The following is a 19,938-nucleotide window of genomic DNA, read 5'->3' on the forward strand; positions in this document are numbered from 1 at the left end:
CCGGCCGCTTTTGCCTCAGTTGCGCCTGAGGCGGTATTCGGCGCTGCGGGCGTGTGCTTGCAAGCCTTCGCCATAGGCCAGCTCGGCGGCGATCTGGCCAAGCATCTGCGCACCCTGCTCGCTCACCTCGATCAGGCTCGAGCGCTTCTGGAAGTCGTACACGCCCAGCGGCGACGAGAACCGCGCGGTGCGCGAGGTGGGCAGCACGTGATTCGGCCCGGCGCAGTAGTCACCCAGCGACTCGCTCGTATAGCGGCCCAGGAAGATGGCGCCGGCGTGGCGGATCTTCTCGGCCCAGTGGCGCGGGTTCTCGGCGGAAATCTCCAGGTGCTCCGGCGCGATCGCGTTGGCGATCTCGCAGGCCTCGTCCATATCGCGTACCCGGATCAGCGCCCCGCGCCCGGACAGCGAGGCACGGATCACGTCGCGGCGCGGCATGGACTCGATCTGCCGGTGGATGCTTTCCTCCACCTGGGCCAGGTAGTTGGAGTCCGGGCACAGCAGGATGGATTGCGCGAGTTCGTCGTGCTCGGCTTGCGAGAACAGGTCCATCGCCACCCAGTCGGGGTCGGTGGTGCCGTCGCAGATCACCAGGATCTCGGACGGGCCGGCGATCATGTCGATGCCGACGGTGCCGAACACGCGACGCTTGGCCGCCGCCACATAGGCGTTGCCCGGGCCGACGATCTTGTCGACCTGAGGCAGCGTGGCGGTGCCGTAGGCCAGCGCCCCGATCGCCTGCGCGCCACCGATGGTGAACACGCGGTCCACGCCGGCGATCTGCGCCGCGGCCAGCACCAGTTCGTTACGCACGCCGCCCGGCGTGGGCACGACCATGATGACTTCCTTGACGCCTGCCACGCGCGCGGGAATCGCGTTCATCAGCACGGACGACGGATACGCCGCCTTGCCGCCCGGCACGTAGATGCCCACGCGGTCCAGCGGGGTCACCTTTTGCCCCAGCACGGTGCCGTCGGACTCGGTGTACTCCCAGCTATGGCTGCCGCACTCGATCTTCTGCTTCTCGTGGTAAGCGCGCACGCGCGCCGCCGCGGTTTCCAGCGCAGCGCGGCGTTTGGGCTCGAGTTCGTCGAGCGCGGCCTCGAGCTTGGCCGGCGACACTTCCAGCGCGCTCATGGCGCCGGCATCGACGCGGTCGAAACGCTGCGTGTACTCCAGCACCGCGGCATCGCCGCGGGTCTTTACATCGGCGAGGATCTGCGCGACGGCGCGATCGATCGCTTCGTCTTCACCGGCTTCGAAGGCCAGCACCTCGCGCAGCTCGGCCGCAAAGCGCGGCTCGGTCGAATCCAGCCGGCGGATTTCCAGGTTTTCCATAGAATTTTCGTTCATGACTCCATTCCCCAGGCCCTGCTCGCGCGGCATCAGACCAGCGCGGCGGAGGCCCGTTCAAACGCGTCGAGAATCGGGGCTAGCCGCTCACGCTTGAGTTTGAGGGCAGCCTGGTTGACTACCAGGCGCGACGATATCTGCACGATCTCTTCCACTTCGACCAGGTTGTTGGCGCGCAAGGTCCCGCCGGTGCTGACCAGATCGACGATGGCGTCGGCCAGTCCCACCAGGGGCCCGAGTTCCATCGAGCCATACAGCTTGATCAGGTCCACGTGCACGCCCTTCTTGGCGAAGTGCTCGCGCGCGGTCTGCACATATTTGGTGGCCACGGCCAGCCGCGCGCCCTGGCGCACGGCGCTGGCGTAGTCGAAACCGGCCGAGGTCGCCACCGACATGCGGCACTTGGCGATATTCAGGTCGATCGGCGCATACAGCCCCGCCATGCCGTGCTCCATCAGCACGTCCTTGCCGGCCACGCCGAAATCGGCCGCGCCATATTGCACGTAGGTCGGCACATCCGAGGCGCGCACGATGATGACGCGCACATCCGGATCGGAGGTGGGCAGGATCAGCTTGCGCGAGGTTTCCGGATCCTCGGTGACGTGGATGCCGGCCGCTTCCAGCAGCGGCATGGTTTCGGTGAAGATCCGGCCCTTGGAGAGGGCCAGCGTCAACTGGGTCGGGGAGGGGCTCATCTGCGTCCTTGTGTCTTTTCTTGCGAGCTCAGGCGATACGGCGGATCTTGGCGCCCACGGCCGACAGCTTGTCTTCCATGCGGTCGTAGCCGCGGTCCAGGTGATAGATGCGATCGATCACGGTTTCGCCCTCGGCGACCAGCCCGGCGATCACCAGGCTGGCGGAGGCGCGCAGATCGGTCGCCATCACCTTGGCGCCGGACAGCCGGGGCACGCCGGTGACAACCGCGGTATTGCCTTCGACCGCGATATCGGCGCCCAGCCGGTTGAGCTCCTGCACGTGCATGAAGCGGTTTTCGAAAATCGTTTCGGTAATGCGGGCCACGCCGTTGGCGACACTGTTCAGCGCCATGAACTGCGCCTGCATGTCGGTCGGGAAGGCCGGGTACTCGGAAGTGCGGAAGCTCACCGCCTGCGGGCGCCGGGCCATCTGCAGGCGGATCCAGTCGTCACCGGTTTCGATGGTGGCGCCGGCTTCGCGCAGCTTGTCGAGCACGGTGTCCAGGATGCCCGGCTGCACGCCGCGCAGCACCACATCGCCAAGCGTGGCGGCGGCCGCGCACAGGAAGGTGCCGGCCTCGATGCGGTCGGCGATCACGGCGTGGCTCGCGCCGTGCAGGCGCTCCACGCCCTGCACTACAAGGCGGTCGGTGCCGATGCCTTCGATGCGAGCGCCCATCTTGACCAGCAGGTTGGCAAGATCGGTCACTTCCGGCTCGCGCGCGGCGTTTTCCAGCACGGTTTCGCCGTCGGCCAGGGTAGCGGCCATCAGCAGGTTCTCGGTGCCGGTCACGGTGATCATGTCGGTGACCACGCGCGCACCCTTCAGGCGGCTGGCGCGGGCATGGATAAAGCCGTGTTCGATGCTGATCTCGGCGCCCATGGCCTGCAAGCCCTTGATGTGCTGGTCGACCGGGCGCGCGCCAATGGCGCAGCCGCCGGGCAGCGATACGCGCGCCTCGCCGAAGCGCGCCACCAGCGGACCCAGCACCAGGATCGAGGCGCGCATGGTCTTGACCAGCTCGTAGGGGGCCTCGGGCGAATTCACGTCGGCGCCATTCAGCGTGACGCGCGCGCCGTCCTGCTCCGCCTTCACGCCCATCTGGCGCAGCAGCTTGAGCGTGGTGCGCACGTCCTGCAGGTTGGGCACATTGTCCAGCGTAACGGTATCGGCCGTAAGCAGCCCTGCGCACAGGATCGGCAGCGCAGCGTTCTTGGCGCCGGAGACGCGGATCTCGCCTCGCAGCGGGCCATTGCCCTGGATCTCGAGTTTGTCCATGTTCAGTCGTTTCAGGCCGGCTGCCCAAAGGCGTCCGGCGTCATTCATTTCGCTCCCCGCCTGTGCCTCAAAGCGCACAACCGCGGCATCTGGTACCCGAGGCCGCCGCGTTGCGGGACGACCTGCTTGTCACGTCCGGCCTGTCGGGCGGCCAGCTTGTTGGTCCGTCTTACTTGGCCTGGCCCGCCTGCGCCTGCCACTCGGCCGGCGTCAGCGTCTTCATCGACAGCGCGTGGATCTCGGCGCGCATGCGGTCGCCCAGCGCGGCATAGACCTGCTGGTGCCGCTGGATCAGGCGCTTGCCGTCGAATTCGGCGCTGACGATGGTGGCAAAGAAGTGCTGGCCGTCGCCTTCCACTTCCAGGTGTTCGCAGGAGAGGCCTTGGGCGATGTAGTCCCTGACTTGTTGGGGTGTAGGCAGCATGATTGTCTTTTCGCTTTGTTTCTCTGTGTGTCGCGTCGGTTCGCTTGTGGGTTCGGCGGGGCAGACGCCCCCTCAGTGGCGCAGCTTGTAGCCGCTCTTGAGCAGCTGCAGCGCTATCGCCGCAAGCACCACGAACGCTGTACCTACTACCGCGAGACTGAAGGCCGGCGCCACGTCGGAGACACCGAAAAAGCCGTAGCGGAAGCCGTCGATCATGTAGAAGAACGGGTTCGCGTGCGACACCGCCTGCCAGAAGGGAGGCAACGAGTGGATCGAATAAAACACGCCGGAGAGGAAGGTCGCCGGCATGATCAGGAAGTTCTGGAAGGCCGCGAGCTGGTCGAACTTCTCGGCCCAGATTCCCGCGATCAGCCCCAGCGTGCCAAGAATCGCCGCGCCCAGCAAGGCAAACAGCAGGATCCAGCCGATATTGGCGAAATGCAGGTTGGCGAACCAGGCCGTCACCAGCAGCACGCCCAGGCCCACGGCCAGGCCGCGCACGATGGAAGCCACCACGTAGGCACCAAACATTTCCCAGTGCGACAGCGGCGGCAGCATGATGAACACCAGGTTGCCGGTGATCTTGGACTGGATCAGCGACGACGAGCTATTGGCGAAGGCATTCTGCAGCACGCTCATCATCACCAGCCCCGGCACCAGGAAGGCGGTATAGCTGATCTGGTCGTACACCTTCACGCGGTTTTCCAGCACGTGGCCGAAAATCAGCAGATACAGGATCGCGGTCAGCACCGGCGCCGCCACGGTCTGGAAGCTGACCTTCCAGAAGCGCAGCACTTCCTTGTAAAGAAGGGTGCGGAAGCCCACCAGGCCACCCACCGCCATCGGTGCGAGGTGCGTGTTGATGGCGTCTTGGGTGCCGTCGAATTCGGTTGGCATCTTCATGCTGCGGCCTCCACCGCCGTATCCGGCAGCGCGCCCGGCATGTGGCCTTCGCGCCGCATGATCTGCACGAACACGTCCTCCAGGTCGGCCTTGTTGATTTCCATGTCTTCGATCTCGCAACCGGCCTCGCGGCAGGCGGCCAGGATCGGCTCCACCGCCGGATAACCCGACAGCCGCAGCCGAACCGCGCGCTCGCCGGGGTTGGCGGGCATGCGCAGCGGTTCAAGCGCGGCGGGCAGCGCGCCCCTGGAGAACGTCAGCGCCAGCTGCAGCCCTGCGAATTGGCTCAGCAGGTTGCTGGTGCGGTCCAGCGCCACCACCTCGCCGAACTTGAGCATGGCGATGCGATCGCACAACGCCTCGGCTTCTTCCAGGTAGTGCGTGGTGAGAATGATGGTATGGCCCTCGCGATTCAGCCGCGAGATGAACTTCCACAGGGTCTGGCGCAGTTCCACGTCGACCCCGGCGGTCGGCTCGTCGAGCACGATGACCGGCGGCCGGTGCACCAGGGCCTGGGCCACCAGCACGCGCCGCTTCATGCCGCCGGAAAGCTGGCGCATATTGGCGTCGGCCTTGTTGGTGAGATCCAGGTTGGCCATGATCTCGTCGATCCAGTCGTCGTTGCGGGTCAATCCGAAATAGCCGGACTGCAGGCGCAGCGTCTCGCGCACGGTGAAGAAGGGATCGAAGACCAGCTCCTGCGGGACCACGCCCAGCATGCGCCGCGCCAGGCGGTAATCGGACACCACGTCGTGGCCGAGCACGCTGACGCTGCCGGAATCGGCACGGTTCAGGCCCGCCAGGATGGAGATCAGCGTGGTCTTGCCTGCACCGTTGGGGCCGAGCAGGCCGAAGAATTCGCCGCGCTCGACGGTGAAGCTGACACCCTTCAGCGCTTGCAGGTTGCGGTAGCGCTTGCGAACGTCTTTGAGTTCGATGGCTTTCATGGCCGGATACTGTTTGGCAGGCGCGTCGGCTTTTCAGCCTCGCACGCCGGCCTCCTTGAAATGGCGGGGACCGCCTGGGTGCTTCGACCGTGTCTTGTCCGTGCCTTATATGCCGGAACGGTCGAACAACCCGGAATTATAGGGGATACGGGAGTAGTCCCGCTTTGAGCGCGAGGCGTGGCGCGAGCCATCGCCCGGGCATCGCTGTAGCAAGCGCAGGTCAGCAGCTTGCCACGGATGCCGGTTCAATGTCGGTGGGAAAGGGTGCCTTGCTTGCCCTGGGCACCCGCCTGGGGTACCAGTTGCAGCAGGGATTCGACGCCATACAGGGCGGCCAGCTCGATGACTTGTGCCGGTACGCCAATAATTTCGAGCGACTTGCCGCGGCTGGCGGCGTCACGCTGCCAGGCCAGCAGCACGGCGACAGCTGCCGAATCGACCTGGACCAGGCCGCTGCAGTCAACCCGGGCTTCACCCTGGGCCAGGCGTGCCAGGCCGTCACGCAGCACGGCGGCGGCGTTGCGGTTGGTCAGCGAGGTGTCGAGCGAGAGCATCTGGCAGCGGTCCGGGGATGCGGGTCTGGAAAAAAGCACTCCCGCGGGTGCGGGAGCGCTCATTGTAGATCAGTTCGGCCAGTCACGCTGCGCCGGAGGCGGCGCGACGCGCGGGCCTGCCGGTCAGTTCTTGGCGTTGGCGAGCTGGCGGTTGCGGTCTTGCAGTGTCTTGATCACGCCGTCCACGCCCTGCTGGCCCACGATCGTGTTGAAGCTGCCCTTGTAGGCCTCGGTCAGCCAGGCACCCAGCACATTGATGTCATAGACCTTCCAGCCTTGCGGTGTCTTTTCCAGGCGGTAGTCCAGCTGGATCGGCTCCCCCTTGTTGATGACCTGGGTGCGGATGGTGGCGTCGGTATCCTCCGGGCTGCCGCGGTACGGGCGGAACTGCACGGTCTGGTCGCGAATCTGCGCGATGGCGCCGGAGTAGGTACGGATCAGCAGCGTCTTGAACTCGTCGGCAATCTGCTTTTGCTGCTCCGGCGTAGCCTTGGACCAGTTACGGCCCATGGCGATCTGCGTGGTCTTCTGGAAGTTCGCGTTGGGGAGGATCTTCTGCTCCACCAGCGCGGAGATCTTGGTGATATTCCCGGCCTGCATGTCCTTGTCCGCCTTGACGGAGGCCATCACGTCGCCGACCACGGCCTTGACCAGGCCATCGGGCGTGCTGGCATCCTGCGTTTGGGCATGGGCGGCACCGGCAAAGGCAACCACGGTAAGAAAAGGCAGCAAGAGTCGCTTCAGCATCATTTTGTCCTTATCAATCGAACGCACCGGTCACCGGGCTACGGCAACCTTGCGTGTCCCGGCATCAAGGCCGGTAATGGTCACGCGCCGAGTTGGAGTTCGGGCGAGCCGGGGGAGTTCGCAGCGCCAGGAACTCCGACGCCACATTTACATAATTTGTTGCACCGCTCACAGCCATGACACGCGCGCGGCCAGACATACTCAACGGCCAAAGCGAATGCCGCCCGGCATCTGCACCGGTGGCGTGGGCAGCGTCTGGTTTTCCTGCCTGGTGTCGGACGGCTCGCTTGCCGGCGCGGTGTCGTCGCTCTCCGGCGGGTTGCCATCATAGATCTGGTACTCGCGGCGCTGCAGGTAGGCGTCGCGCAGGAACGCATATTTGTCGAGCGCCGCCATCTCGATCAGGCCGGAGGCGCCGAGCAGCGAGGCCCGGGTGTTGACGACACGCACCCCGAACAGCGAGTTGCGAAGCCAGACGGGATCGAGGTACGCCGACGGATCGATCTGGCGGTCCACCAGCATGCCTGCGGTATCGCGCACCGAACTCGGCCCGAAAAGCGGCAGCACCAGGTAAGGTCCGGCCGGCACGCCCCATACGCCCAGCGTCTGCCCGAAGTCTTCCTTGTATTTGGGCAGCCCGGCAGGGGTAGCGATGTCAATCAGGCCGCCGATACCCAGCACACTGTTCATGGCCACGCGCATGGTGTCTTCCACGGCGCGGGCGGGCTTGCCCTGCAGCAGGTTGTTGACAGCCGAGTAGACGTCGCTGACGTTGGAGAAAGCGTTGTCTATCCCGGTACGGATCGGCGACGGAATGAAGTCAGTGTACAACTCGGCGACCGGGCGCAACACGCCCTTGTCGAAGTCGTCGTTGATCTTGAAGACTTCCCGGTTGAAGGGTTCGAGGGGATCTTTCGGGTTGGCGGTCGGGCCGCTCGCGCAACCTGCCATCAAACCCGCTGCCAACACTGCCAGCAACCAATTTCGCCCCGCGCACCAGCGCGCGGCGGCTCGGTTGCCATTCATTTCAGCCCCCCTGCCGCACCGCTGGCGGCGCCCGCGGCACCCCCGCCAGCGTTGTTGCCGCCGGCACCGGCGTCGGCGGCCTTGTTATACAAGAACTGCCCGATCAGGTTTTCCAGCACCACGGCCGATTGCGTCATTGTGATGCGCGAACCCTCGGCCAGCATGGCGGAATCGCCACCCGCCTCAAGACCCAGGTATTGCTCGCCCAGCAAGCCGGAGGTCAGGATTTTGGCCGAAGTGTCCTTGGGGAACTGGTAGCGCTTTTCCAGGTTGACCGTCACGGTCGCCTGGTAGGTCTTGTCGTCGAAGCGGATGTCGGCCACCCGCCCCACCACCACGCCGGCGCTCTTCACCGGGGCGCGCGGCTTCAGGCCGCCAATATTGTCGAAGCGCGCCTGCACCGAGTAGGTCTCCTGGAACGACAGCGAGCTCATGTTGCCGGCCTTCAGCGCCAGGAACAGCAGTGCCACGAAACCCGCCACAACAAACAGCCCAACCCAGAAATCGAGTGTATTTCTTTTCATCTGCGTCTCTTCTTCAAGTACTCCGGCTCCGACGACCGCACCGGCAGGTCAGCTGAACATCAGCGCAGTCAGCAGGAAATCCAGCGCCAGCACGGCCAGCGAGGCAATCACGACGGTACGCGTGGTGGCGCGCGACACACCTTCCGGCGTGGGCTTGGCCTGATAGCCCTGGTACAGCGCTATAAACGTCACCGCGACGCCAAAAATGAAGCTCTTTATGACGCCGTTCAGCACGTCATTCCGAACGTCAACCCCGTTCTGCATCTGCGACCAGAACGCGCCCGCATCCACGCCGATCATCTGCACGCCGACCACATAGCCGCCGAGGATACCGACGGCACTGAAAATCGCCGCCAGGACCGGCATCGCCACCACGCCAGCCCAGAAGCGCGGCGCGATCACGCGCTGCAGCGGATTGACCGCCATCATTTCCATGGCCGTGAGCTGTTCGCCGGCCTTCATCAGGCCGATTTCGGCCGTGAGCGAGGTACCGGCGCGGCCGGCGAACAACAGCGCCGTCACCACCGGACCCAGTTCGCGCACCAGCGACAGGGCCACGAGCAGGCCGAGTGCCTGCTCGGAACCATAGCGATTTAATGTGTAATAACCCTGCAATCCCAGCACGAAGCCGACAAATAACCCCGATACCGCGATGATCACCAGCGACAGGTTGCCGACGAAGAAAATCTGGTCGCTTACCAGCCGGAAGCGTCGCAGCAGCGCCGGCGACATCGCCAGCACTGTGAAGAACATGCGGGTGGCATGACCGAGGCCGATGACCGACTGCCGCACGGCAGAGCCGATGCTTGTGAAGAACCCTATCATCGCCCCGCCCCGCTCGCGAAGTCCTCGGCCAGCGACGGGCCCGGATAGTGGAAGGGCACTGGCCCGTCGGGCTCGGCGTGGACGAACTGGTGCACGAAGGGATCCGACGAAGCGCGCAGGGCCTCGGGCTCGCCTTCGGCGGCAATGCGGCCGTTGGCGATGAAATAGACGTAGTCGGCGATCAGGAAGGTCTCGTTGACGTCGTGCGACACGATGATGGTGGTGGCGCCAAGCGCGTCATTCAGGCTGCGGATCAGGCGCGCGGTCAGGCCCAGCGAGATCGGGTCGAGTCCCGCGAAGGGCTCGTCATACATCAACAGGGCGGGATCGAGCGCGATCGCGCGCGCCAGTGCAACCCGGCGCGCCATGCCGCCGGAGATCTCCGAGGGCATCAGTTCGCGCGCGCCGCGCAGGCCGACGGCGTTGAGCTTCATCAGCACCAGGTCGCGGATCATCGACTCCGGCAAGTCCGTATGTTCGCGCAACGGGAAGGCAACGTTGTCGAACACGGAGAGATCGGTGAACAAGGCGCCAAACTGGAACAGCATGCCCATCTGGCGCCGCACGGCATAGAGGTCATGGCGGTCCAGGGCGGGAATATTGGCGCCGTTGAAGAGCACTTGTCCCTTCTGCGGGCGGACCTGACCGCCGATCAGGCGCATCACGGTGGTTTTGCCGCAGCCCGAGCCGCCCATGACGGCCACCACCTTGCCGCGCGGGAAGCGCATGCTAAGGCCCGACAGGATAGGCTTGCCATTCGCCGTGTAGGCAAAATCGACAGACTGGAGCTCGACGAGGTTTGAGGCGGAATCGGTCACGTTGGCACCGTGTTAGGCGGTCCGCCATTATAAGGGCTACTACCTAGCGGCGCCCGCGCCAGTGTGCCGCAATCCACATCGATGGATCGCAAATAATTGTTTCATCACATTTGACGTGTGCCGGCGCCAGACCAGGCGCCACCTAGGGTTCGGTTGGCCCGCCCGCCTGCCGAAGAATCACCTGCCACTGGATCGACTCCGAGCGAATCGCTGTGGCGAACGCTTCGGGCGAGTCCCGCAACGGCGTCAGGCCGGCCGCCAGCAAGCGATCCCGGACTTCGCGTTCGCCCATCACCGCGTCCAGTTCGCTGGCGATCCGCGCCACGATGGCATGCGGCGTCTTGGCCGGGGCAATGACGCCATACCAGGCTCCCGCCCCGTAGCCGTCCAGCCCGGATTCCTGCAGGGTGGGCACCGCGGGCGCAACTTGTGAACGCACCACACCAGTCACGCCAAGCAGGCGCAGGTTGCCATTCTTGACGTGTGCCTGTACCGATGCAAACGAGCAAAAACAGGCGCTGATGCGTCCGGCAAGCATCTCTTGCACCACGGCTCCCTCGCCCTTGGCTATAACCAGCGGCACCCCGTTGGGGACGCCGTGCACGGCGTATTGGGCATAGAGGTGCGAAGGGCTACCGGCCTGGCCGGAGCCATAACTGTAGGAGGCGGGGTTGGCATTGACCGCCGTCAGCCATTGCTGCGGCGTGCGCATCGGCAGACGCGCATCGATCACGAGGAACAGCGGCATGGTGGCCACGCGCGCCACCGGCGTGAAGTCGCGCACCACGTCGTAGGGCACGGGCTCCAGGCCGGGCTGGATCAGCATGGTGGCCTGGTGGAACAGCAAGGTATGCCCGTCGGAACTCGCCTTGGCCACCACGTCGCCCGCTGTGGTGCCGCCCGCGCCGGGCCGGTTATCGACATCGACCGGCACGCCGAGGCGTACCGCCAGCCGCTCGGCCAGCAAGCGCGCCACGGCGTCCGGCACGCCGCCGGCGGGAAAGGGCACGATCAGGCGGATCGGCCGGACAGGAAACGATATGGGGCGGGTGAATGCGGTTTGAGTCGGGGTTGCCTGTGGGGTTGCCGGCCGCGCCTGGACGGGGCCGCCGGTGCCGGCCACCAGGCCGGCGAGGCAAAGCAGCGCGAAGACCCGGATCCGGGACGCGACGCGCGATGCCATCCCCTGCCAAGGGAAGCAAAAAACAGGCGAAACAAACAGCGGATGCCTGGCACGCAAGTGGGGCTGCTGACCAGCCGGCTTTGCAGCGGGGTGAAGCAACATCGCCTTACCTCGCCAAAGCCGCGAAAAAATGCGCACTTCGGACATCAATTCCTCCGGGCCACAGGCATTGCCGGTGACATCTCTATCGGCTGAAAAGGGGGTTAGCGAGGCAGTCTTTGATTTAATTGTCAGGTCATTCTACGAAGATTGCCTAGAGCCGCACAGACCACGTTAACCATAGCCGGGACAACCCTGTGGGGAGGGCATGCCGCAGCTTCCCGGCCGGCTCCGGCACACTGACGCATGGCCAGCCTCGAGAGTGGCCGGGCCGTCCGGCAGCACCCTGCTCCGGCGGTTTGCGGCGTGTCGAGTGCGGCATCGCCGTGCCTTCGGCACGCAACGCCCCCTATAATCGCCGGCCATGAGCGAATGCATTCTCCGGCCCATGCGGCCCACCGACCTGCCCGCCGTGCTGGAAATCCAGGCCCAGTGCTATCGCGGCATGCTGCTCGAATCCGGCGCCGCCCTGGCCAGCCGGCTGACGCTGTCGCCGGCCACCTGCTGGGTGGCGGCGCGCGCCGGACGGAACGAGACGCTGGCAGCTTATCTGTTTACCCATATGTGGCCGCAGGACAGCCTGCCACCGCTCGACGGCGTCCTGGAACCTCACTGGGCGTGGAGTGATGAGTCCGGGCGGGCTCCAGCCGAGCCGGCTGCGGCACTCACCTGGTTTGTGCACGATATGGCGGTGGCGCCTGCCGGCCAGGGCAAGGGTCTGGCTCAGGGACTTTACGTAGCCGCCCGCGCGGCGGCGCTGGACGCCGGGCTGCGCTCGTCGCGGCTGGTCGCCGTGCAATCGGCAGCACCGTGGTGGCGCAGACTCGGGTACGAAAAAATTGCCTCGGCTGACGACGCATTCGACGCCAAGCTGTCGGCCTATGGCGCCGACGCCGTGCTGATGGGCCGCGCCCTGCAGCCGGCCTGACCGGACGCCAATAAAAAAAACCCGCCCGGCTTGCGCGGGGCGGGTTTTGCAACGAGAGCAGCGCCTTAGCGCGGCAGCTCGGAGTGTCCCATCAGGAAGGCATCGACCGAACGCGCGGCCTGGCGGCCTTCGCGGATCGCCCACACCACCAGCGACTGGCCGCGGCGCACGTCGCCAGCGGCGAACACCTTGGGCACGTTGGTGTGGTACGCGCGCTCGCCTTCCGTGGCGGCACGGGCGTTCTTGCGAGCGTCGGTGTCCACCCCGAAGGCGCTCAGCAGCGAGCCCACCGGGTTGGTGAAGCCCATCGCCAGCAGTACGAGGTCAGCCTTGAGGATGAACTCGCTGTCCGGCACTTCCTGCATCTTGCCGTCCTTCCACTCGACGCGGCAGGCCTTGAGCGCGGTGATCTTGCCGTTCTCGCCGATGAATTCCTTGGTAGCAACCGACCAGTCGCGATCGCAGCCTTCATCGTGCGACGACGAGGTGCGCAGCTTGATCGGCCAGTACGGCCACACCAGCGGCTTGTTTTCCTCTTCCGGCGGCTGCGGCAGCAGTTCGAACTGGACGACCGATTCGGCGCCGTGGCGGTTCGAGGTGCCCACGCAGTCGGAGCCGGTATCGCCGCCGCCGATCACGATGACGTGCTTGCCTTCGGCACGGATCTCGTTGGGCGCGTCGCCAGCCACTTCCTTGTTCTGCGGGATCAGGAATTCCAGCGCGTAGTGAATACCGGACAGGTCGCGGCCGGGAACCGGCAGATCGCGCGGCACTTCGGAGCCGCCCGCCAGCACGACGGCGTCGAACTGGTCTTGCAGCGCCTGTGCCGAAATGGTCTCACGCGCATAGTTCTTGATGCCGGCCGGCAATTCGCCGTCGGTCACCATCACGCCGGCGCGGAAGGTCACGCCTTCGGCCTGCATCTGCTCCATGCGGCGGTCGATCAGCCACTTTTCCAGCTTGAAGTCGGGGATGCCGTAGCGCAGCAGGCCACCGATGCGATCGTTCTTCTCGAACACCGTCACGTCGTGGCCGGCGCGCGCCAGCTGTTGGGCAACGGCCATGCCGGCGGGGCCGGAACCGACCACCGCAACGGTTTTGCCGGTCTTGTGCTTGGGCGGCTGCGGGGCAACCCAGCCTTCTTCCCAGGCCTTGTCGATGATGGCGTGCTCGATCGACTTGATGCCGACCGGTGCTTCATTGATGCCCAGCGTGCAGGCGGCCTCGCACGGTGCCGGGCAGATGCGGCCCGTGAACTCGGGGAAGTTGTTGGTCTGGTGCAGCACCTCGATGGCCGACTTCCAGTCCTGGCGATACACCAGGTCGTTGAAGTCGGGAATGATGTTATTGACCGGGCAGCCGTTGTTGCAGAACGGAATGCCGCAGTCCATGCAGCGCGCGCCCTGGATCTTCGCTTCGCTGTCGGACAGCGCGAAAACGAATTCCTTGTAGTGCTTCACGCGCTTGGCTACGGGCTCGTAACCTTCATTCTGGCGCGGAAATTCGAGAAAGCCAGTCGCCTTACCCATGTTGCGTCCTTGGTCTTGCTGGGCGGGACCGGCGCTCGCGCCGGTCCCGCTGTGAGGTCAGTATCTTGTGAGGCCGGCGGCGCCGATGCGCCGCCGCTCATGCTTGGTCGGGCTCGCCGCCCGGGCCGGCTTAGGCTGCGATACGGTCGCTATCCTTCGCTTCCTGCTCCTTGGCGTACATTTCGCCCAGCGCGCGCTTGTACTCGGTCGGGAAGACCTTGACGAACTTGCGGCGCGAGGTAGCCCAGTCGGCCAGCAACGCCTTGGCGCGCTCGGAACCCGTGAAGCGGAAGTGCTGCTCGATCAGGCCCTTGAGGATGACTTCGTCGAGCTGGCGCTGGCCGTCCACCTTGTGCCAGGAGGCCGGGGACTGGCCCTTCTCCTGGTCCGCCGCGGCGAGCACCGTTTCCAGTGCCACCATCGAGGTGTTGCAGCGCTTGTCGAACAGGCCGTCCTCGTCATAGACGTAGGCCATGCCGCCCGACATGCCGGCCGCGAAGTTGCGTCCGGTGCCGCCCAGCACCACCACGGTACCGCCGGTCATGTACTCGCAGCCATGGTCGCCGGTGCCTTCCACCACTGCGGACGCGCCCGAGTTGCGCACCGCGAAGCGTTCGCCTGCCACGCCGTTGAAGAAGGCTTCGCCGGCAATCGCGCCGTAAAGCACGGTGTTGCCCACGATGATGTTGCGGGTCGGATCGCCACGAAACTCGTGCGGAGCGCGCACGATCACGCGGCCGCCCGACAGGCCCTTGCCCACGTAGTCGTTGCCGTCGCCCACCAGGTCCAGCGTGATGCCATGCGCCAGGAAGGCGCCGAAGGACTGGCCGGCGGTGCCTTGCAACTGGATGTGGATGGTGTCGTCAGGCAGGCCTTCGTGGCCGTACTGCTTGGCCACCACGCCCGAGAGCATCGCGCCGACGGTGCGGTTGACATTCTTCACCGGCTGGATGAACGACACGCGCTCACCCTTGTCGATGGCCAGGCGGGCCTTGGCGATCAGCACATGGTCGAGCGCCTTGCCGGCTTCGACCGACAGGCCGTGGTCCTGCCCATCGGTGTGGAAACGCGGCAGCTCGGCCGGGAACGGCACCTGGTAGAAGATGCGCGAAAAATCGAGGCCGCGCGCCTTCCAGTGCTCGATGGCCGGCTTGGTGTCGAGCAGGTCGGCACGGCCGATCAGTTCGTCGAAGGTGCGGATACCCAGTTGCGCCATGATCTCGCGGGCTTCCTCGGCAACGAAGAAGAAGAAGTTCACCACATGCTCGGGCTTGCCCTGGAATTTCTTGCGCAGCACCGGATCCTGCGTGGCCACGCCCACCGGGCAGGTGTTCAGGTGGCACTTGCGCATCATGATGCAGCCTTCGGCCACCAGCGGCGCGGTGGCGAAGCCGAACTCGTCAGCGCCCAGCAGCGCGCCGATGACGACGTCGCGGCCAGTCTTCATCTGGCCGTCGGCCTGCACGCGGATGCGGTTGCGCAGACCGTTGAGCATCAGCGTCTGCTGCGTCTCGGACAAGCCGAGCTCCCAAGGCGTGCCGGCGTGCTTGATCGACGACCACGGCGAAGCGCCGGTGCCGCCATCATGGCCGGCGATCACGACGTGATCCGCCTTGGCCTTGGCCACGCCCGCGGCCACGGTGCCCACGCCCACTTCCGACACCAGCTTGACGGAGATATCGGATGCCGGGTTGACGTTCTTCAGGTCGTGGATCAGCTGTGCCAGATCCTCGATCGAGTAGATGTCATGGTGCGGCGGCGGCGAGATCAGGCCAACGCCCGGCACCGAGTAACGCAGCTTGCCGATGTAGTCCGAGACCTTGTGGCCGGGCAGCTGGCCTCCTTCGCCGGGCTTGGCGCCCTGCGCCATCTTGATCTGGATCTGGTCTGCCGAAGCCAGGTACTCGGCGGTCACGCCGAAACGGCCGGAGGCCACCTGCTTGATCTTCGAGCGCAGCGAGTCGCCGGCCTCCAGTTCCAGGTCGCGCACCACGGCTTCGGAGCCCAGCAGGCCCTGCAGGGTGTCGCCCTTCTTGATGGGGATGCCGCGCAGTTCGTTGCGGTAGCGCTTCTCGTCCTCGCCACCTTCGCCGGTGTTGGACTTGCCGCCGATGCGGTTCATCGCCACGGCCAGCGTGGTGTGCGCCTCGGTGGAGATCGAGCCCAGCGACATGGCGCCGGTCGCGAAGCGCTTGACGATGTCCTTGGCCGATTCCACTTCTTCCAGCGGAATGGCGCGCGCCGGATCAACCTTGAACTCGAACAGGCCGCGCAGCGTCATGTGACGGCGGCTCTGGTCGTTGATGATGTTGGCGTATTCCTTGTACGTCTGGTACGCGCCCTTGCCGTCGTCGGCACGCACGGCGTGCTGCAGCTTGGCCACCGAATCCGGGGTCCACATGTGCTCTTCGCCACGCACACGGTAGGCATACTCGCCGCCGGTGTCGAGCATGGTGTCCAGCACCGGGTTGTCGCCAAAGGCGTCCTGGTGCAGGCGCAGCGCTTCCTCGGCCACCTCGAAGATGCCGATGCCTTCGACATTCGATGCGGTACCGTGGAAATACTTCTGCACCAGTTCGCGCGACAGGCCGATGGCTTCGAAGATCTGCGCGCCGGTGTACGACATATAGGTGGAGATGCCCATCTTGGACATCACCTTCTGCAGGCCCTTGCCGACCGCCTTGACGAAGTTCTTGACCGCCTTCTCGGGCGACAGGTCGCCGGACAAGCCTTGCGCCATGTCGGCCAGCGTTTCCATCGCCAGGTACGGGTGCACGGCTTCCGCGCCGTAGCCGGCCAGCAATGCGAAGTGGTGCACTTCGCGCGCCGTGCCGGTTTCCACCACCAGGCCAGCCGAGGTGCGCAGGCCCTTGTCCACCAGGTGGTGATGAATGGCCGACGTGGCCAGCAGCGCGGGAATCGCCACGTGATCCGCATCGACGCGGCGGTCCGACACGATCAGGATGTTGTAGCCCGAACGCACCGCGTCCACGGCTTCCGCACACAGCGAGGCCAGGCGGGCTTCGATGCCTTCCTTGCCCCATGCCTTCGGATAGCAGATGTTCAGCTCGTACGAACGGAACTTGCCGCCGGTGTAGTGCTCGATGTTGCGGATCTTGGCGATGTCCTTGAAGTCCAGCACAGGCTGGGACACTTCGAGGCGCATCGGCGGGTTGATGTTGTTCAGCTCGAGCAGGTTGGGCTTGGGTCCGATGAAGGACACCAGCGACATCACCATGTTCTCGCGGATCGGGTCGATCGGCGGGTTGGTGACCTGGGCGAACAGCTGCTTGAAGTAGTGGTACAGCGTCTTGTTCTTGGACGACAGCACGGCCAGCGGGCTGTCATTGCCCATCGAACCGGTGGCTTCCTCGCCGGCCAGCGCCATCGGCGCCATCAGGAACTTGACGTCTTCCTGGGTGTAGCCGAAGGCTTGCTGGCGATCCAGCAGGCGCGCGTCGGGCTTCTTCTCGGCGGCCACGTCCTCGGGCTTGGCGTCGAGCTCGTCGAGCTTGATGCGCACGGCGTCGATCCAGCTCTTGTAGGGCTTGGCGTTGGCCAGGTTGTCCTTGAGTTCCTTGTCGTCGATGATGCGGCCTTGCTCCATGTCGATCAGGAACATCTTGCCCGGCTGCAGGCGCCACTTTTGCACGATGCGCGACTCGGGGAACGGCAGCACGCCGGCTTCCGACGCCAGCACCACAATGTCGTCCTCGGTCACATAGAAACGCGCCGGGCGCAGGCCGTTACGGTCCAGCGTGGCGCCGATCTGGCGGCCATCGGTGAAGCAGATTGCGGCGGGGCCGTCCCACGGCTCCATCATGGCGGCGTGGTATTCGTAGAAGGCGCGGCGGTTGTCGTCCATCAGCGTGTGCTGTTCCCAGGCTTCCGGGATCATCATCATCATCGCGTGGACGAGCGGGTAGCCCGCCATCGTCAGCAGTTCGAGGCAATTGTCGAACGATGCGGTATCCGACTGGCCGGGGTAGATCAGCGGCCACAGCTTGGGCAGGTCGTCGCCCAGCACCGGCGACGAGATCGCGCCGGTACGTGCGTTGACCCAGTTCACATTGCCCTTGACCGTGTTGATTTCGCCGTTGTGGGCGACCATGCGATACGGGTGGGCCAGTTCCCAGGCCGGGAAGGTGTTGGTGGAGAAGCGCTGGTGCACCAGGGCCAGCGCCGACACGGCACGCGGGTCCTGCAGGTCGAGATAGTATTCGCCGACCTGGTTGGCCAGCAGCAGACCCTTGTACACCACCGTGCGCGCCGACATCGACGGCACGAAGTATTCCTTGCCGTGCTTGAGCTTGAGCGCCTGGATGGCGTGGCTGGCGGTCTTGCGGATCACATAGAGCTTACGTTCCAGTGCGTCCGTGGTCATGATGTCGCGGCCGCGACCGATGAAGATCTGGCGGATCACCGGCTCGGTGGTGCGCACCGTCGGCGACATCGGCATGGCGGCATCCACCGGCACATCGCGCCAGCCCAGCACGACCTGGCCTTCCAGGCGCACGGTGCGCTCGAGCTCTTGCTCGCAAGCCAGGCGGGATGCGTGTTCCTTCGGCAGGAAGATCATGCCCACGCCGTACTCGCCGGACGGCGGCAGGGTCACGCCCTGCTTGGCCATTTCCTCGCGGTAGAACTGGTCCGGGATCTGGATCAGGATACCGGCACCGTCGCCCATCAGCGCATCGGCGCCAACCGCGCCCCGGTGGTCCAGGTTTTCCAGGATCTTCAGGCCTTGCTGGACGATCTCGTGGCTCTTCTTGCCCTTGATGTGGGCGACCATGCCGACGCCGCAGGCATCTTTTTCATTGGCGGGGTCGTACATGCCCTGGGCTTGGGGACGCGAGGCAGGCGCGTACGCGGCGGCAGACTCTGCGGCCTGCGCTTGGGCCATCGTTGGCTTCGATTGGGATTGCGATTGGTCCACGGGCTTGATTCCGGTGAGGGCTGCGCAGCCAGCAAGGCAGACCGGAACGGGAACCGCACTCTTCCACCGGGGCCGGTCGTAAACCGGGATCGGGGCAACGAGAGAGACAGCGGGGCCGCAGCGGCGTACACAGGCGTGACGCGCCGCACAATGAATGTGGGTGGAGGAACTATAAAAGAATCGTACCCGTCCCGCAAAATTTTTAAATGGGGTCAGAACATAATTAATCTCGCACCACTTCAGGGATGGTCTTTATTTGGGGACAGATTAATCCTGGTGCATTGCAACGACGATTTGTGATGCGCTGTTGCTGTAGGTGATGACTCCGCCGCACGTGGCGGCGGCCGACCTTAGATCGAGTCCGGCTCTGCCTCCCTGGCGGCCGCCGAGCGGCCCACCGGCCTTCCCTTGGGCAACTGATGCACGCGCCGCCCACCCTGGCGCTCCAGTTGGGCGAGGAAGGCCGCATCGCCCAGGGGCCAGCCGCTATGCGCATGGCTGCGCAGCGTGGCCAGCGTCATCGAGGACAAGCCCTCGGCAGTCACGGAGCGGTAATTCGACTGGCGCTCGAATGGCGTATTGCCCAGCGCCCAGTATGCAGAGTGATCGCTCACAAATGGGCTGGCTTCGATGCCGGCGTGGTGGCGATAGCTGCTCCAGCGGTCACCTTCGGGCGAACTCACTTCGCCCGCGCGCACGGCGTTACCCTCCACATACAGCATCGCGGGCAACATCCAGGCCGCGGGATCGAACACCGCCGAACGGAAGCGGCCATCCCACAGCGTGCCCGTGCGGCCGGCAACCCGGTTGAAATGGCGCGCGTAGCGGCGCCCGACCGCCTGCATGGTCAGGCTGAGCGAGTCGGCATGGCGAGGGGTTGCCACGAGGTGAACATGATTTGGCCGCAAGGCGTAGGCGTGGATCGCCAGATCGTGCTCGCGCGCGGCCATCCGCAGGCAGTCGAGGTAGTGCGGGCGATCGTCGGCGCCAAGGAAGATCGGCTGGCGATTGTTGCCGCGTTGCAACACAAGCGCCGGCAGCGACGCCGGGGAAAAACGAGGAAGTCGGGCCATGGTGAGCGAGGAGAATCGGTGACCAGCGATCACCGGATGAATGGCTCAAGCGGATGCCATACCCGATGATAGCCTAGTCGCCGCCTGATCCGTCC

The 19,938-nt window shown here is 65.3% G+C and carries 17 protein-coding genes; 1 reads left to right on the plus strand and 16 read right to left on the minus strand.

The genetic code is table 11. The features are described from left to right. Window positions 1-15: 15 nt before the first annotated feature. The 13 genes from hisD to AC1DS6_RS10465 form a co-directional block, all read right to left on the minus strand. On the minus strand, window positions 16-1,353 hold the full coding sequence (hisD, locus tag AC1DS6_RS10405) for a histidinol dehydrogenase (protein WP_441628871.1): 1,338 nt from the start codon (window positions 1,351-1,353) through the stop codon (window positions 16-18). A gap of 32 nt (window positions 1,354-1,385) precedes the next feature. Further along, on the minus strand, window positions 1,386-2,048 hold the full coding sequence (hisG, locus tag AC1DS6_RS10410) for an ATP phosphoribosyltransferase (protein ID WP_035870681.1): 663 nt from the start codon (window positions 2,046-2,048) through the stop codon (window positions 1,386-1,388). A gap of 28 nt (window positions 2,049-2,076) precedes the next feature. After that, entirely contained in the window at window positions 2,077-3,327 is a 1,251-nt protein-coding gene (gene murA, locus AC1DS6_RS10415; RefSeq protein WP_045238877.1) for a UDP-N-acetylglucosamine 1-carboxyvinyltransferase, read from the minus strand. 169 nt (window positions 3,328-3,496) lie between these two features. Next, a complete protein-coding gene (locus AC1DS6_RS10420; protein WP_045238801.1) occupies window positions 3,497-3,751 on the minus strand; it encodes a BolA family protein in 255 nt (84 codons plus the stop codon). Between the two features lie 72 nt (window positions 3,752-3,823). Next, window positions 3,824-4,594, minus strand: coding sequence for an ABC transporter permease (locus AC1DS6_RS10425; RefSeq protein WP_152561906.1), 771 nt, complete (start codon window positions 4,592-4,594; stop codon window positions 3,824-3,826). A 56-nt stretch (window positions 4,595-4,650) separates the two neighbouring features. After that, window positions 4,651-5,601 (minus strand): ABC transporter ATP-binding protein, encoded by a 951-nt coding sequence (locus tag AC1DS6_RS10430; RefSeq protein ID WP_441628868.1) that lies wholly within the window; start codon window positions 5,599-5,601, stop codon window positions 4,651-4,653. A gap of 245 nt (window positions 5,602-5,846) precedes the next feature. Next, window positions 5,847-6,155: an STAS domain-containing protein gene (locus tag AC1DS6_RS10435; RefSeq protein ID WP_441628866.1), complete on the minus strand. Its 309-nt coding sequence runs from the start codon at window positions 6,153-6,155 to the stop codon at window positions 5,847-5,849. A 123-nt stretch (window positions 6,156-6,278) separates the two neighbouring features. Further along, entirely contained in the window at window positions 6,279-6,902 is a 624-nt protein-coding gene (locus AC1DS6_RS10440) for an MlaC/ttg2D family ABC transporter substrate-binding protein (protein WP_035870800.1), read from the minus strand. A 201-nt stretch (window positions 6,903-7,103) separates the two neighbouring features. Next, the gene (locus AC1DS6_RS10445) at window positions 7,104-7,928 is read right to left on the minus strand and encodes an MlaA family lipoprotein (protein WP_441628864.1); all 825 of its coding nucleotides are present in this window, start codon (window positions 7,926-7,928) and stop codon (window positions 7,104-7,106) included. Next, on the minus strand, window positions 7,925-8,452 hold the full coding sequence (gene mlaD / locus AC1DS6_RS10450; RefSeq protein WP_045238797.1) for an outer membrane lipid asymmetry maintenance protein MlaD: 528 nt from the start codon (window positions 8,450-8,452) through the stop codon (window positions 7,925-7,927). Before mlaD ends, AC1DS6_RS10445 begins: the two co-directional genes overlap by 4 nt. A gap of 48 nt (window positions 8,453-8,500) precedes the next feature. Next, entirely contained in the window at window positions 8,501-9,277 is a 777-nt protein-coding gene (gene mlaE / locus AC1DS6_RS10455) for a lipid asymmetry maintenance ABC transporter permease subunit MlaE (RefSeq protein ID WP_045238796.1), read from the minus strand. Next, entirely contained in the window at window positions 9,274-10,095 is an 822-nt protein-coding gene (locus tag AC1DS6_RS10460) for an ABC transporter ATP-binding protein (protein WP_441628861.1), read from the minus strand. The genes mlaE and AC1DS6_RS10460 overlap by 4 nt, the downstream gene beginning before the upstream one ends. Before the next feature lie 142 nt (window positions 10,096-10,237). Then, entirely contained in the window at window positions 10,238-11,425 is a 1,188-nt protein-coding gene (locus tag AC1DS6_RS10465) for a Bug family tripartite tricarboxylate transporter substrate binding protein (RefSeq protein WP_441628859.1), read from the minus strand. Window positions 11,426-11,741: 316 nt separating this feature from the next. On the opposite strand from AC1DS6_RS10465, the gene AC1DS6_RS10470 reads away from it, so the two are divergent. Next, window positions 11,742-12,305 carry a GNAT family N-acetyltransferase gene (locus AC1DS6_RS10470; RefSeq protein WP_441628857.1) on the plus strand — a complete coding sequence of 188 codons (564 nt, stop codon included), beginning with the start codon at window positions 11,742-11,744 and terminating at the stop codon, window positions 12,303-12,305. Window positions 12,306-12,370: 65 nt separating this feature from the next. On the opposite strand, the gene AC1DS6_RS10475 is transcribed toward AC1DS6_RS10470, so the two are convergent. The 3 genes from AC1DS6_RS10475 to AC1DS6_RS10485 all read right to left on the minus strand — a co-directional run bounded on the left by AC1DS6_RS10475 (window position 12,371) and on the right by AC1DS6_RS10485 (window position 19,843). Continuing rightward, the gene (locus tag AC1DS6_RS10475; protein WP_276286475.1) at window positions 12,371-13,834 is read right to left on the minus strand and encodes a glutamate synthase subunit beta; all 1,464 of its coding nucleotides are present in this window, start codon (window positions 13,832-13,834) and stop codon (window positions 12,371-12,373) included. Window positions 13,835-13,964: 130 nt separating this feature from the next. Further along, window positions 13,965-18,737, minus strand: coding sequence for a glutamate synthase-related protein (locus tag AC1DS6_RS10480; RefSeq protein WP_441628855.1), 4,773 nt, complete (start codon window positions 18,735-18,737; stop codon window positions 13,965-13,967). A gap of 383 nt (window positions 18,738-19,120) precedes the next feature. Continuing rightward, a complete protein-coding gene (locus AC1DS6_RS10485; RefSeq protein ID WP_276286477.1) occupies window positions 19,121-19,843 on the minus strand; it encodes a transposase in 723 nt (240 codons plus the stop codon). Between the last annotated feature and the right edge of the window lie 95 nt (window positions 19,844-19,938).

The sequence above is a fragment of the Cupriavidus sp. 05L310 genome, from assembly GCF_056398185.1.